The organism is Syntrophobacter fumaroxidans MPOB (assembly GCF_000014965.1).
Classification (GTDB): Bacteria; Desulfobacterota; Syntrophobacteria; order Syntrophobacterales; family Syntrophobacteraceae; genus Syntrophobacter; species Syntrophobacter fumaroxidans.
On sequence record NC_008554.1, the window covers coordinates 477,494 to 491,013 of the forward strand.

Annotated in this window: 13 protein-coding genes; 7 read left to right on the top strand and 6 right to left on the bottom strand. The window is 61.2% G+C overall.

Going from position 1 to position 13,520, the window contains the following annotated elements; genetic code table 11:
* Positions 1-619: 619 nt before the first annotated feature.
* The gene (locus SFUM_RS02020; RefSeq protein WP_041439598.1) at positions 620-2,971 is read left to right on the top strand and encodes a RodZ domain-containing protein; all 2,352 of its coding nucleotides are present in this window, start codon (positions 620-622) and stop codon (positions 2,969-2,971) included.
* Positions 2,972-3,152: 181 nt separating this feature from the next.
* Here SFUM_RS02020 and tmk read toward each other — a convergent pair whose 3' ends face one another.
* The 3 genes from tmk to SFUM_RS21245 all read right to left on the bottom strand — a co-directional run bounded on the left by tmk (position 3,153) and on the right by SFUM_RS21245 (position 5,542).
* Positions 3,153-3,791: a dTMP kinase gene (gene tmk, locus SFUM_RS02025; protein ID WP_041439600.1), complete on the bottom strand. Its 639-nt coding sequence runs from the start codon at positions 3,789-3,791 to the stop codon at positions 3,153-3,155.
* A gap of 51 nt (positions 3,792-3,842) precedes the next feature.
* Positions 3,843-4,463: a dUTPase gene (locus SFUM_RS02030; RefSeq protein ID WP_011697272.1), complete on the bottom strand. Its 621-nt coding sequence runs from the start codon at positions 4,461-4,463 to the stop codon at positions 3,843-3,845.
* Between the two features lie 62 nt (positions 4,464-4,525).
* Positions 4,526-5,542, bottom strand: coding sequence for an FAD-dependent thymidylate synthase (locus SFUM_RS21245; protein ID WP_011697273.1), 1,017 nt, complete (start codon positions 5,540-5,542; stop codon positions 4,526-4,528).
* A gap of 446 nt (positions 5,543-5,988) precedes the next feature.
* Here SFUM_RS21245 and SFUM_RS02040 point away from each other — a divergent pair, with 446 nt between their 5' ends.
* The 6 genes from SFUM_RS02040 to SFUM_RS02065 all read left to right on the top strand — a co-directional run bounded on the left by SFUM_RS02040 (position 5,989) and on the right by SFUM_RS02065 (position 10,673).
* Complete coding sequence (locus SFUM_RS02040) at positions 5,989-6,777, top strand: ABC transporter ATP-binding protein (protein WP_011697274.1); 789 nt, start codon at positions 5,989-5,991, stop codon at positions 6,775-6,777.
* Entirely contained in the window at positions 6,774-7,550 is a 777-nt protein-coding gene (locus SFUM_RS02045; RefSeq protein ID WP_011697275.1) for an MlaE family lipid ABC transporter permease subunit, read from the top strand. The genes SFUM_RS02040 and SFUM_RS02045 overlap by 4 nt, the downstream gene beginning before the upstream one ends.
* Positions 7,551-7,723: 173 nt before the next feature.
* Entirely contained in the window at positions 7,724-8,164 is a 441-nt protein-coding gene (gene mlaD / locus SFUM_RS02050; RefSeq protein ID WP_011697276.1) for an outer membrane lipid asymmetry maintenance protein MlaD, read from the top strand.
* Positions 8,165-8,294: 130 nt separating this feature from the next.
* Positions 8,295-8,900 (top strand): Tgt2/MlaC family protein, encoded by a 606-nt coding sequence (locus SFUM_RS02055; protein WP_011697277.1) that lies wholly within the window; start codon positions 8,295-8,297, stop codon positions 8,898-8,900.
* 93 nt (positions 8,901-8,993) lie between these two features.
* Positions 8,994-9,740, top strand: coding sequence for an arginase family protein (locus tag SFUM_RS02060; protein ID WP_011697278.1), 747 nt, complete (start codon positions 8,994-8,996; stop codon positions 9,738-9,740).
* Positions 9,741-9,836: 96 nt separating this feature from the next.
* Complete coding sequence (locus SFUM_RS02065) at positions 9,837-10,673, top strand: rhodanese-like domain-containing protein (RefSeq protein WP_011697279.1); 837 nt, start codon at positions 9,837-9,839, stop codon at positions 10,671-10,673.
* A gap of 292 nt (positions 10,674-10,965) precedes the next feature.
* On the opposite strand, the gene SFUM_RS02070 is transcribed toward SFUM_RS02065, so the two are convergent.
* The 3 genes from SFUM_RS02070 to SFUM_RS02080 all read right to left on the bottom strand — a co-directional run bounded on the left by SFUM_RS02070 (position 10,966) and on the right by SFUM_RS02080 (position 13,079).
* Positions 10,966-11,379 (bottom strand): type II toxin-antitoxin system VapC family toxin, encoded by a 414-nt coding sequence (locus SFUM_RS02070; protein ID WP_041439602.1) that lies wholly within the window; start codon positions 11,377-11,379, stop codon positions 10,966-10,968.
* Entirely contained in the window at positions 11,376-11,603 is a 228-nt protein-coding gene (locus SFUM_RS02075) for a type II toxin-antitoxin system Phd/YefM family antitoxin (protein WP_041439604.1), read from the bottom strand. Before SFUM_RS02075 ends, SFUM_RS02070 begins: the two co-directional genes overlap by 4 nt.
* A 123-nt stretch (positions 11,604-11,726) precedes the next feature.
* Positions 11,727-13,079, bottom strand: a complete 1,353-nt coding sequence (locus SFUM_RS02080) for an NHL repeat-containing protein (RefSeq protein WP_011697281.1) — start codon at positions 13,077-13,079, stop codon at positions 11,727-11,729.
* Positions 13,080-13,520 lie beyond the last annotated feature (441 nt).

The following is a 13,520-nucleotide window of genomic DNA, read 5'->3' on the forward strand; positions in this document are numbered from 1 at the left end:
GGCGTGCGGCTGGGCGTGGTTCAACATCGTCCCGGCACGGGAACACGAAAAGTGAACCGCATTGTCATAACGCTCAGGCGGGATGCGCCGATCGGGCAATACCGGTGAACGGCGTCCGGCATTCGTCCGGCGGGGAACGGGCATGCCGCGATTGCTTGGCGTGCGTTTGGGCAACGGCGTTCGACAGACGGCGTATAACGGCGTCCCGAAAGGTTATACCGGGACGCCGCGGGCAGGTTTACGATCCTTTCGGAAATAAGACTATTCTCATTCAATCGCGTTCTGGTCACATAAAGAGCTGAGCCCCTGCGGGTATCGGAGGATGGAGCCGCGCGGTGTTCCGGCGATTTCACACGACGCTGAGCCCCTGCGGGTATCGGAGGATGATTTTCCCGGCTCCGGGCGACACAAGGAGCGGAGTTCTCCGCCGCGGGGCGGACGCTTGGGATCCGCGCCGTCAGGCCGGCGGCGTATGCTCCGGTCGGCCGGCTTCCGGCATGTTTTACGTGGGTCTGAGAATTTTCATACATCAGTATCATTCAGTGAACCGAAACATGTGCCGAATTATGTGATAGGCCGTCGGCTCACGGCGCGAGACGGCTCTGCATGAGAGTATCGTATGGATGATCATACCGAGGACGTGTACAAAATGAGAGAGATGGTCGAGTCTTTTGCGCAGAGGCGTGCGGAAGACGAGAAACGCGCTTATCCGAGATTCATGACCCCGGAGGGCCTCACCGGCCGAATCGATCCGGGCAATCTTTCCGGGATGCTGCTTTACAGAAAGGACAGGCCGCGGGGCCAACAGCATGGGACTGCCTCGGACCGGCACGGGGACGGTCCTGAAGGTCACTCTGCCCCCGGCGGAGATTTTGAAAAGGTCAGCGATATATGCATCCTCGACTTCTCGGAAGAAGGCGCTCAAGTCTACTTCCGGTGTGAAAACCCTTTCAAGATCACCCAGAACCGGCTGTTTTTCCAGATCGGGGCGAGTCGGCTTCCCGTGTGGCTGAGGTGGTACCAGATATCGCGCGAGGGGAATACGGCGGGGTTCGAGTTCGCGGAGGCGCGGGAGCGTAACCAGGATTTGGCCCACGTTCTCGTGAGCTTGAGCGACAGGCTGGTGAGTTTTCTGATCGGCGAGTACCTTCCCAAGGCGAAGAAGGATCACGCGCAGGCATGCGTATATGCCTACCTCAGCATTTTGTACAACCTCCGCCTGAGGTTTCTCGAGACGGTCGCGTCCTTCTACAAAGCGCAGGCATGCGCCGAAAAATGCGTCACAAGCCGGCATCATCGGGAAATCATGGGGACGTTGTTTGAATTCGAGTCCCTGCGGACACTTCATTTCAGGCAGGCGAGGGCGCTGGGAGGAGACAAGCCGTTCAAGGCCACCCTGGAATTCTTCATGAAACCTTACCGGGATCATCAGTGCGGGCTTTCGGGGCGGCATCAGAAGGTCTGCTTCCTGGAAAACGACGTGATGAACGCGCTCATGGACTCCATCGTTTTCTGGAACTGGTCCATCCCGCCCCCGGACGAATTGAACGACCGCATAAAACCCGTCTACAAGTCTTTCCTCGCCCTGCGTTCCCATCTGCCGGGAGTTTTCGACGGAGCGGAGTTCGACCGGCAGTTCATTTACTACAGCTTCCTGATACGCTCGGTGATATTGCTCAAGGACAAGCTCATCGACGTGGTGTCGTCATCCTGTCCGTTCGCCGGCCAGGGGAGGTGGGGGGAAGGGACTGCCGCCGGAACGGGCGCCGGGAAGTCCGGGCTTTCCGTGAAGGCTTCGGATTTGCTGGGAAAAGAAGAATTCGAGGAGATCGGGACACCGGCCCTCGAGCGGAAGCTGACGGAAACCTTCGGTCCGGACGCGGACGTCGAGCCCGCAGTGGTCCATGAAGCCCGCCGGGTGTCGGGAACCTGGCGCGGTTTTCCCCGGATGGATCGATACCTGGTGATGGGCCCGTTGATCCTGGCGATATGCTTCGGAATCGCGGTTCTCATGTGGTCGAAGGAGCGGCCTTCTTCCGAGGCTCCGGTCCGTCCGGAGCGGTCGTCCCTGCAGGCGGAAGCCGCGCCTGGTCCGCCTGCGGTGGGGGTTGTGCCGCGTGGCGCGGGACCGGCGGAGGGTGCCGGTGTGAGCCCGGAGCCCGATGTCCATGCCTCCGATGATGCCCGGGGCACGTTGCGCAGACGGGCTATCGCGTCGATCCCGGCAAGCGTGCCCGAGCAGGCGCTCGCGTCGGTCCCGGGGAGCGGGCCGGCCCCTGTGAAGGAACAGCCTTCTTCCGAGACCACGGCCCGTCCGGAGCGGTCGCCCCTTCAGGCGGAAGCCGCGTCCGTTCCTGTGGCGGCGGGTGTGCCGGGCCTTACGAACACCTCGGTTCCGAATCCCGCGCCCAATGAAAGGAACGATTCGCAGGGGAACGCCCCGGATCGAACGGCTTCTCCGGTTCCCGGCGACACTCCGGACGGCGGGGCGGGAAAATTCGCGGGAAGTACGGCTTCCATTTCCGGAGGCGGACAGGAGCCAAAGGGGGAAGCGGCGGAGCCGGGTGAGGAAAAAATCGCCATGGTCGGCGGACCGCAGGTCGCAATGGCCGTTCCGGTTCCTTCAGCCCGAACGTCCGCCCCGGAAAAATCGAAAGATGTTGCCCCCGCGGCTCCTCCCGGGACCCCGCTGGTCCACGATTTCGTCGTTGAGGCGATTGAGCCGAGTTGGCTCCAGGTGACCATCGACAAGGGGAAACCCTGGGCCACGACGCTGCAGCCCGGGAATCGGTTCGAGTGGAAGGTGCGCGACCGCATCAACCTGGTGGTGGGGAACGCGGGGGGAATCCGGATCGTGTGGGACGGGCAGGCGCTCGATCCGCCGGGCAATCCGGGCCAGCCCGTGCGCCTGACGCTCCCGGAGCCTCAGCGGGAGCCTCAGCGGAAAGCGAAATCCAGGACGCGTCGGTAAGCTTTGTTTCCCGGCCGTCATTCGTGGCGGGTCCCGCCAGGTGCGCCGCCTTTCGGGTTCCACCGGTCGGCGCCGATCGCGGTTTCAAGCGCACATGCCCAGGCCGAAACCGCCCGGGCAGAAATGATGCCGCCGGTCGTCCGCCGGACAGCGAGACGACAGCCGCGCGAGCCATTCCGTGTTACGGAGCCGGCACGATTTCGCGAAAGGCGGCTCTGAAATCGGCGATCACCTCGGGGAGCGGCTTCTCGGCATCGAGCACGATGAATCGCCCCGGATCGAGGGAAGCCAGATCGAGGTAGCCCGCCTTCACCCGTTCATGAAAAGCCCGCTCCTCCATTTCAATCCGGTCCGGCCTGTGGTTCCTGGCCGACATGCGAGCCGCCGCCGTATCGATTCCGCAATCGAGAAGCACGGTTTTATCCGGCACGAGAGCCTGCGTGGCCCAGTGCTGAAGGCGCCGGAGCGGGTCCGGGTCCAGTTCCCGGCCGTAGCCCTGGTAGGCGAGGGTGGCGTCGATGTATCGGTCCGCGAGCACCCACGCGCCGCTTTTCAGTGCGGGCAGGATGATCTCTGCAACGAGTTGGGCGCGGCTGGCGGTGTAGAGAAGGACTTCGGTTTGCCGGTTCATGCCCCGGTGGGCGGGATCGAGCAGCAGCCCGCGTATCTTCTCCCCCAGCGACGTTCCGCCGGGTTCGCGGGTCTTCACATAAGGGACCCGGGTCCGGTCCAGCCAGGATGCGAGCTCATCGATGAGAGTACTCTTGCCGCAGCCGTCGATGCCTTCAAACGTCACGAATTTCGGGGATATGGGTTTCATCTGCACTCGAATTGAGGGTCGCGGACGCATCCGCGCCGATCCGGGGCCCGGCTAAGCTTCAATGGCAAGATTGTCGGACTCGTCCTTGGTGTCCTCATTGTAGTCCCGGTCCTGCCGGCGGAAGTTCACTTCGTTCTTGGCGGTGTAAATCCGCTTGGTGGTGTCGAAATCGAGATCGAACAGCGCGCAGACTTCACCGAAGCGCTTCCACAGGTCCAAAACGGCCTTCTCGGCCATGTCCGGCTTGAAACCGCCTCCCTTTGCCCACCATTTCCATTTCATGCAGCCCTGGAGGTCGTCCAAAGCGAGGAATGTCTCGACGACACACTCCATAACGGCCTGCTCCGCAGTTCCCCCCGCAACGCCGCCTTTGCCCGGATTGCCGTCGGACATCATGGAGAAGGCCGCCGACGGGGCGACGCCGACGATCTGGGACAGGCTCACGAGGAAATGCAGCAGGTCCACCACTTCGATCCTGCCGTTGTGCGTGCCGACTCCCCGCTCCCTGACTTCCCGCACCAGTTCGGCCAGCTCGGCGGAGAACGCCTTCCGGTAGTTTTCGATCCAGACGGTCTTCTCCAGTGGGTCAGCCACGGTGGTTGAAAAATCCAGCCCGATGTTCCTGAGCGTATAGATGTTGAGCTGCATCTGGCGATCGAAAATGTCCTTCATCTCGCTCCTTCCCGAATGCGGTCTTCGTCCGCAGCAGGGCATGCGCGGGTCTGAATCGCGCCTTACTCGACGGTCATTCCCAGGGAATCGAAGTGGTTCCTCACTTCCTTGGCGATGGCCCGGATGCGCGGGTGCGCGTGCTTGGAATCGCGCAGCTGAACGAAGTGCTTCCATCCGCTCCATCTGCCGCTCACGAATATTTCGCTCTTGAGCAGATTGGGGAGGATGTCCCGGGCAATTTCCGGTTTTTCCCGGTCGAGGTCTTCCCGGTACCAGGCGAAGAGCTTCTCGGCCCTGTCGATCCACATGTCCACGAGGGGCGACCGGCCCGTGAGCTGCTGCGTCGCATCGTCGTAAAAGGGATAGAGCTCTTCGGGAAGGATCAGCACCATTCCCTTGTTCTTGTAATTCACGTAGCGGGTGCTCTCCTGCGTGAACGAGAGCACCCGGTGCCGTACCACCTCGTGAGTGATCCCGCGGTCGCAGACGAACTTGAACACGAAGACGGGCAGATCGCATGCGGCATCGCGCCGGAGCAGCGCCAGTTGTTCGTCTTCGCGGACCAGGGTGACCTTGAAGGAAAGGTTGCTCGAAACCGTTTCCTCGCCCCCGAAGATGATGGGAAAGAAATCGCGCAAAGCCGCGGACAGGAGGGCGTGGAGGGGGCTTCCGCCGTTGCCCAGATGGGTGAGCGTCTCGATCCAGGAACGCAGGTTGCCGGCGATGAAAAGAGCGCCGGGGGAAGTCCGGGCCGAGAGGTGGATGCGGTGGTAGGCGGTTCGGAAGCCAAGGCCATCGAGCAGCGCCCCGTAGAGCTCGGAAATCGAAGAAAGGGCCTGTGTAGCGCCGCTTGACGGCGTCGCCTCGATCTCCAGCACGATGTTGCTGTGCTCCAGGACGGACAGGTGACCGTGACTCTTCAACATCAGGACGAAATTGCGCGCAGAATCGGGAGTGATTTTGTCTTCCGATTTGTACGCGGTCCTGCCGCAGAGCTCGACCAACTGCAGGGCGCGGCCTTCTTCGGCCGGAGCGATTCCCTGGGGCTGCACCCGGGTTTTGACGAATTGAACGCTCATGGTCCGTCCCTCCTTGCGATGGATTGGAAATCCCCGGGCAGGCCCGAGGGGGGTGAGAGGCCGCCTGACCGGCAAGCGCGCACAAGACCGCGGCCAGCCGCCGCATTGTGCAAAGTGGAGTCCCTGCCGGGGTGGAAGTCCTACTGACAAGCAAGCGCGATTCTATCACGATCGGGAATCAATTTGAACGAAGAAGCCGAATAACTCCGTCCAACGGCCTGCAGGCGGCCTCCGGTCCGGATTCGTCCGCCCGCGCGCCCCGCGGCGGGTATCATCCGGACTATATGGACCGTAACAACCGGGTCGTCCGCCCTCGCCCCGCGGCGCCTCGAGGCATGAGAATGAATCCGCTTTGTACAAAAGGCCGAAGTGCTATATATTTCATCGATCCGGGACCGAGCGGGCGGGTTTTCTCCGCGGTCCCTCACACTGGGGGCGGACGCGTTATGATCAGAATCGAACGGCTGCGCAAAAGCTATGACGGGCTTGTCGCGTCCGACGATGTGTCGTGCCGTTTCGAAAAAGGCAAAATCACGGTCATTCTCGGGGGAAGCGGTTCGGGAAAGTCGACCTTGCTCAAACAATTGGTTGGGCTGGAACGTCCCGATTCCGGGAAGATATTTTTCGAGGATCGCGAATTGACCGGATTGTCGAGAAGCGAGCTCTACGAAATACGAAAGAAGATGGGCATGCTGTTCCAGGGGGCCGCCCTGTTCAATTCCCTCAACGTTTTCGAGAACATCGCATTTCCGCTTCGCGAGCACACCCGCCTGGCGGAACCGGTCATTCGAGCCATGGTCACGATGAAGCTGGAGATGGTCGGTCTGCGCGGGATGGAACAGCTCATGCCGTCGCAGCTTTCGGGAGGGATGGCGAAGCGGATAGGACTTGCCCGGGCCATCGTCATGGACCCCAGGGCGGTTTTTTACGACGAGCCCACATCCGGTCTCGATCCCATATCGGCGGGCGTGATCAACAAGCTCATCGTGGATCTGAACACCGCCATGGGGGTGACGTCCGTGGTCGTGTCGCACGATATTCCTTCCTCTTTCCGGATCGCGCACCGAATCATCATTCTGTTTTTTGGCAGGAAGATCGCGGAAGGGACCCCCGAGGAAATCCGGGGCAGCGAAGACGCCAGGGTGTTGCAGTTCATCCGCGGGGAGCCCGAGGGGCCGATCCCTTTCAACCGCACCGAAAAGAATTACTACGACGACATTCTGAGGGTCCCATGACGATATCTTCGGCGTTCGGCCTGAACGGCCGCAGGTGCGTGCATGCCGTCCGCCTTGCGGGCAGGAGCCTGCTCTTCCTGGGCGAAGCGCTCGGATACGGGTTCGTGCCGCCCCTCAAAATCAGGAGGTCGCTGGAGCAGATCGTCTTCATCGGCGCGAAATCGCTGATCATCATCTTCGTGACCGCGCTCTCGACCGGCATGGTGCTTGCCCTTGAGGCCCTTCACATGCTGCGGGGAGGCGCGACGGAAAACATCCTCGGAGCCCTGGTCGCACTGTCCATCGTGCGCGAGCTGGGGCCCGTGCTGTCCGCGCTGATCGTCACCGGCCGCGCCGGTTCGGCGATGACCGCCGAAATCGGCATCATGAGGCTCACGGAACAGATCGACGCCCTCGAGATGATGGCCGTCAACCCGATCAAACACGTCGTTACGCCCAAGATAGTTGCGGGAGTGGTCTCGATGCCGGTTCTATGCGCGTTTTTCGACGTCGTCGGGATACTGGGCGGGTATTTCGTGGGGGTGGTGATCTACGGGGTGCCCGAAGTCCATTTCTTCGGCGGCATGACGAAAGCCGTGGCGTACCTTGACGTCGCGGGCGGATTGTTCAAATCGGCGGTGTTCGGGCTTGCCATGTCCTGGATCTGCTCGATGATGGGCTACGGCGCCGCGGCAACCGCCGAGGGGGTGTCGAGGGCCACGACCAACGCGGTCGTGATCACCTCCATTGCGGTCCTGGTGCTGGATTACATGGTGACCTCGCTGTTGCTTTGACACGGTTTTCGGGCACGGAGCCGTCGGCGTGACGGGGCCATGCCGAGGGGACCCCGAGCGGGCGGGTTTCCATACATCAACCGGCTGGTGGGCCGCATCAAGGGGCGGGGACCCCGAGCGGGCGGGTTTCCATTCGTGCCGTGTCATTTTCTCCAGGTTTGGGAGGCGTGTTCATGTATCGTCCATCGCTCGAAATCACGGTGGGGGTCTTCTTCATCCTGGGAGTCGTCTGCATGGCCTATCTTTCCCTGGTTGTCGGGGGGCCGGGCGCCCTGGGGGAACCCCACTACCGGGTGAACGCGCTGTTCAACTCCATAACCGGGCTCAGAAGAGGGGCGGCGGTCGAGATTGCCGGGGTCCGGGTGGGAAAGGTCCTGGACATCACCCTCGAAAACAACCAGGCCAGGGTGGTCATGGCGATCAGGGACGGCGTGCGCCTCAGCGACGATACCGTGGCTTCCATCCGCACAAAGGGGATCATCGGCGAGATATTCGTGAAGCTGATTCCGGGCGGGTCGGGCAGGGATATTGGCCCGGGCGACACGTTGATCGAGACGGAATCGGCGATCAGTATCGAAGAGCTGATCGGCAAGTACATGTTCGAGAAGAAGTGACGGGGTGCCGGACGGACAATCGCTTCACGGGGCCGGGAGCCTCCGGCGGGGGTGCCGGGAGGAGCCGCCCGCCCGACGCTCGATCGTCGGGAAAAGTCCAGCGTCCTTTCGGCTCTCACAGGAGAATGGAATGGTCGGGAAAATGGTGATTGCTTTGCTTTTGGCGGCGTCGCTCTTCATTGCCGCGCCGGCTTCGGCCGGTGAACCGATGGAGCAGTTGCGGGTTTCCGTCGAGAAAGTCGTCGAGATCCTGAAGGATCCGAGCCTCAAATCGCCGGATCGGATGCTGGAGCGGCGCAACAGGATATTCAAAGTGGTGGAGGAGCGCTTCGATTTTTCGGAAATGGCGAAGCGCTGCCTGGGCGAGTTCTGGCCGAAGATTTCGGAGGCGGAGCAGCGGGAGTTCGAGGTGGCCTTCGCGAGCCTGCTGGAGACTTCCTACATCGCGACGATCGAGCGGTTCGACGAGGAATCCGTCGTGTTCGAAGAGGAAAGACCGAAGGGCAGGCAGTACTTCGTGGTGCACACCGCCGTGGTCTCCGGCGGGCGTTCGATCTCCGTCGACTATTCCGTGCGAAATGTGAATGGACAGTGGCTGGTCTACGACGTTAACATTGAAGAAGTCTCGCTGGTGGCCGGCTATCGGGTCCGTTTCGCGGAGACGTTTCGCAGGGAAGGGTTCCGCGGGCTGATGAAGAAGATCGCCGAGGAAGCCGGGGGTCCGGGAAAAGGCTGAGCCCGGGCTCCGTCTCGGGATTGCGCCCTTCGAGGCCGGATGAGGATGATGCGGCCTGTTGCCTTGCACTGAATCAGATCGAGGAGGTGAAGCATGAAGGTTGTGACTCACGAGGACTTCAAGCAGGTGTATACCCATGAACCCGCGGCGGCCCCGGGCCGGATTGAGGCGATTCTCGGCGCCATCCGCGACGAGGCGGTCTTCGAGGATGCCTATCCCGCCGGAGCGGAGGACATTGCCGCCATCCACAGCAAGTCGCACATACAGAGCGTCACGCACCAGGGATTGTACAACATCGCCTGCCTCGCCGCCGGAGGCGCGATCCAGACCGCTCTCACCGGGCTCAAGGAACCCTGCTTCGGCCTGATCCGGCCTCCCGGCCATCATGCATCGGCGGACAGTTACTGGGGGTTCTGCTACTTCAACAACATGGCCGTGGCCCTGGACCACCTGAAGCGAAACGGGCATATCAAGACGGCATACGTGCTCGATTTCGACATGCACTACGGCGACGGCACCGTGAACATCCTGAAGCCCAAAGGGTACGTCGCCATTCACAACCCCGAATCGCACGATCGAAAGGAATACCTCTCGGACGTGTCCAGGCATCTCGAATCCGCGGCGGCGGACATCATCGCCGTGTCGGCGGGGTTCGACAATCATGTCCAGGACTGGGGCGGAGTCCTGCTGACCGAGGACTACCAGGCCATGGGCCGCATGGTCCACGACACCGCAAAACGGCTGCAGGTCGGCTGTTTCGGCCTGCTCGAGGGCGGCTACAACCACCAGGTGCTGGGCGAGAACGTGCGGGCCTTTCTTCGCGGCCTGAGCGGGTCGTAGGCGGCATTTCGCAGGTCCCGTATCTTGGGGCCGGCGCGGGTTGCCGGAGCAGTGTCCGGACGATACGGCCCGAACGCCGGGGAAGGGAGTGAATCAATGACGGCGGGAAGCGGTTCCGGGGACGTGAAGTCACTCTACCCGGATGAGGCCAAGGAATTCATCGACGAACACAAAGAGGGCACTTACCTCCTCCTCGATGTGCGGCAACCGACCGAGTACGAACAGGGACACCTGCCCGGGGCGCAATTGATCCCTTTGCCGAGTCTGCCCGACTCCATCGGGGGGCTCGACCGGAAGAGGCCCGTCCTGGTCTACTGCGCCGTGGGAGGCCGCAGCGCGACGGCCGCTTCCTTTCTCGCTCACCATGGGTTTTCGGAAGTCTACCAGTTGCTGGGCGGTATCCAGGCGTGGGAGCAGCCCACCGCGGCCAACCCGGTCAAATTCCACCTGGAGTTCGCAAGCGGTCGCGAATCCCCGCGGGAAGCGGTGTTGCTCGCCTACGCCATGGAACAGGGCATGCTGGATTTCCACGAGGCGGTCAGAGTGCGGACCACGGAGCCGGACCTGGCCGACCTGCTGGTGAAGCTGGTGCGGGCCGAAGAAAGCCACAAGAAGACGCTGCGCGAGCTGCTGCGACAGCATGCCCCGGATGAGCCACCGCCCGAGGATGTGCCCGGGGGCTCGTCGCGGATCATGGAAGGCGGATTGGACATTCAGGACTTCATGAAGCAAAACGAGTCCTTCATGAAGACCACGGCGGGGTACCTCGACATCGCGATGATGGTGGAAAGCCAGGCCCTCGATCTCTACCTGCGGATGGGGGCGGCGAGCTCCAACGAGAAGACGCGGCGCATTCTCTTTCACATCGCCGACGAGGAAAAGGCGCACCTGTCCATGCTGGCCGAGCTGCTCGAGAAGAAGATGAGCGCGTGAGATGAGCGGGGGACCTCGCGACCTTTTTCGTATCGGGAGGCGCATTGTCCGTCTTCTACATCCTGACCCGTGACCTGTCTGCGTGCATGATGGCTCACGCGATCACCGACATTGTCGGGTTTGTCGCCGCGCGCAACGCGAACAGGCGAGCCGGAAGGCGGATTCGGACGGCGCCGGGGAAGGGTGACGACACTTCTTCTCAATGCCCGGCCTTGCACGCCGCGAGGTTGCCGACCGACGGCAAGGAAATTCTCCCGGCCGGATCAGGGTTTTCCGGGCGGACTCGGGTATCTCACGCTTCCATGACCTTCAAGCCCGCTCTTCTGGCGGCTTCAAGTTGCCGTCGATCGGAAGACACGAACAGGTCCGGCTCAACGACGAGGGCGCATCCGAGATGAAGCGCGTCCATGGCGCGCAGCACGTTGCTTTCAAGGCACTTTATCGTTTGAGCGACGACCTCGGGGGTGAGGAAGCAGATTTCGGCGTCTTCGATTTCCTCCAAAACGAGGTCCCGCAGCTTCCGATATTCGTCGTTTTGCAGCCTGCCTTCGCGAACGAGCCGGTTGAGCGTGGAAATCATTTCGGGAAGGCAAATGACGCAAAGAACCAGTTGATCCGCCTTGTCGCATATCTCGAGAACCTTCTCCGTCCCGGGTTCCTCGACGTACCTCTTGACGAACGCGGAGGTGTCAAAGAAGACTTTCATGTGTCGGATTCCGCCCGGTCCTTCAGAATTTCCCGGCTGAGCGACAGGCCCGGAACAGTCAGCCGTGGGCCTTCCCGTTTCCACGGAGCCTCCCTCTTCGTGAGCGGCAGGATTTCAGCAATCGGTTTGCCGTTCCGGTAAACCCGGACCACCTCGCCGCTCTCCACTGCGTCGAAATAATGCTTGATGCGCTTTCGCAGCTCCACCACGTTCGTCTCTCGCATTACCGTCACCTCACTCCAGGGGATGTCGATCCCATCCGTATTGTACACGGATATGTACGTTTTGCAAGGAAAACAATGCATGGAGAGGACGGCGGAAAGCGCAGCGAACTGCCGGAGAAGAGGCTACGCCGAATCGTAGCGCCTGGACCAGACCAGGTTTCCATTGGTATCGTACTTGACGGTGAGGCAATCGTAGTCCGTCCCGTTGTACGATTTGCCGGTCACGTACACATTGGCGCTCCCGTCCACGGTGAGTGAAAGCGCCATGTCGGCGCTGTTGTGGCTGCTGTTGAAAAACTTCGTCCAAGCCCTCTTTCCGTTCGGGTTGTATTTCATGGTGAGGTAGTCCCAGGTCCCTGAACCTCCCGATCCGGAATGTCCGGCCACGTAAATATTGCCGTTCTTATCCAGGGCCATTTCGTCGAAAAAGTCATTGCAGAGGTTGCTGTAGCTTCGAGTCCAGACCTTCTGACCCGACGAGTTGTATTTCAGCAGGACGATGTCCCAGTTGTAGGCGCCGGATGAAGTCCCGGCCACATAGACGTTGCCGTTCGCATCGGTCTTGACGGTCTCGGCGTAATCGAGCGCGTGAGCCGCCCCGTCATAAATCCATGCGGGGGACTGGACACCCCCGGGCGAATACTTCACGGTCACGAAGTCCCGTGTCGCTTCCGCGCTGCCGGCCGATCCCGTCACAATGGCATTCCCGCCGGGGTCCACCGCCACGGAAAAAGGTTCGTCCCACGTGCCCTTATTGTACGTCTTGGCCCACTCAATCTTTCCCAGGGCGTTGTACTTGATCGTGAGGTAGTCATACGTGTCGGCCTCGGCGTCGAAATTTTGCCCGGTGACAGTGACGTTGCCGTTCGTACCCACCACCATGGCCCGGGCGAACTGGTGCTTCGACGCAATTCTGCGTGTCGTCCACTCCATGTCGGGGTCCGGCCCGAGCCTTGCCGTCACAATGTCCCACGTGGAGTTGCTGGAGTTCCAGTATTCACCGGTGACGTAAATACCCTTGCCGTCGGGCGTGACGTGGATGGCTCTTCCGTTGCTTCCGCTTCCCACCGGGATGCCGCCAAAACTGTATTTGGATACGACCGGCGATCCGGCCGGCGTATACTTGAGAACCAGTAATTTACGATCCAGGGTCTGTCCGGTGAGGTAGAAGTTGCCGTTTCCATCCAACGCGACGCTGCCCTGACCCCAGGTTCCGTTGTTGTTGATGTCCGTGAAGCGCCTTGCCCAGAGTCTCTTGCCGGAGGAGGAGTACTTCATCGTGACAATGCCGAATTGCTGATCGCTGCTTCGCCACGACTTGGCGCAAACATAGACGTTGCCATGCGCGTCGACGAGTATCGCTCTGCCCTCGTCCGTGCCGCCCGCCCGGGCGGCTCCGCAGCAAAGAACGGAAAAGACGAACAGCGCGGCCGCAATCGTACCCAGGTACGGATTAGCTCGTTCCGACTGTCTCATGACCGACCCTCCCGTGGAAATGTGTCGATTCGGCCCCGGCGGCGTCGCGAAGGCGATCCGAGATGAACGTGAGGCGAGCGGGAGGAATGAATCAGCGGCGCTTCCGGGTATGTTTACAGCGTGTCGATGATATTTCAATTTTATACGATCCCGGAGGAAAGGATAACATTCTTTTAGGGTTTCGCATCCCGTGCGGGTCAATCGTTCACACGTGCGTGAAGCTGTGCGGGGACGGGACTGCGGCCCTCCATCGATCCTCGCTCCAGGCCAGTGATGCGCAATGATCTGCAGAAACGCAGCCGGATCAACGATCCGGATTCCTTGACAAGCCTTGAGATCTCTTAAGTGGCTGTCACCGGACACCACGAAATCCGCTTTTCCCTCCACCGCGCAGGCAAGATAGATGTTATCCGACGGATCAGCTTTGACGGCATCAACGAT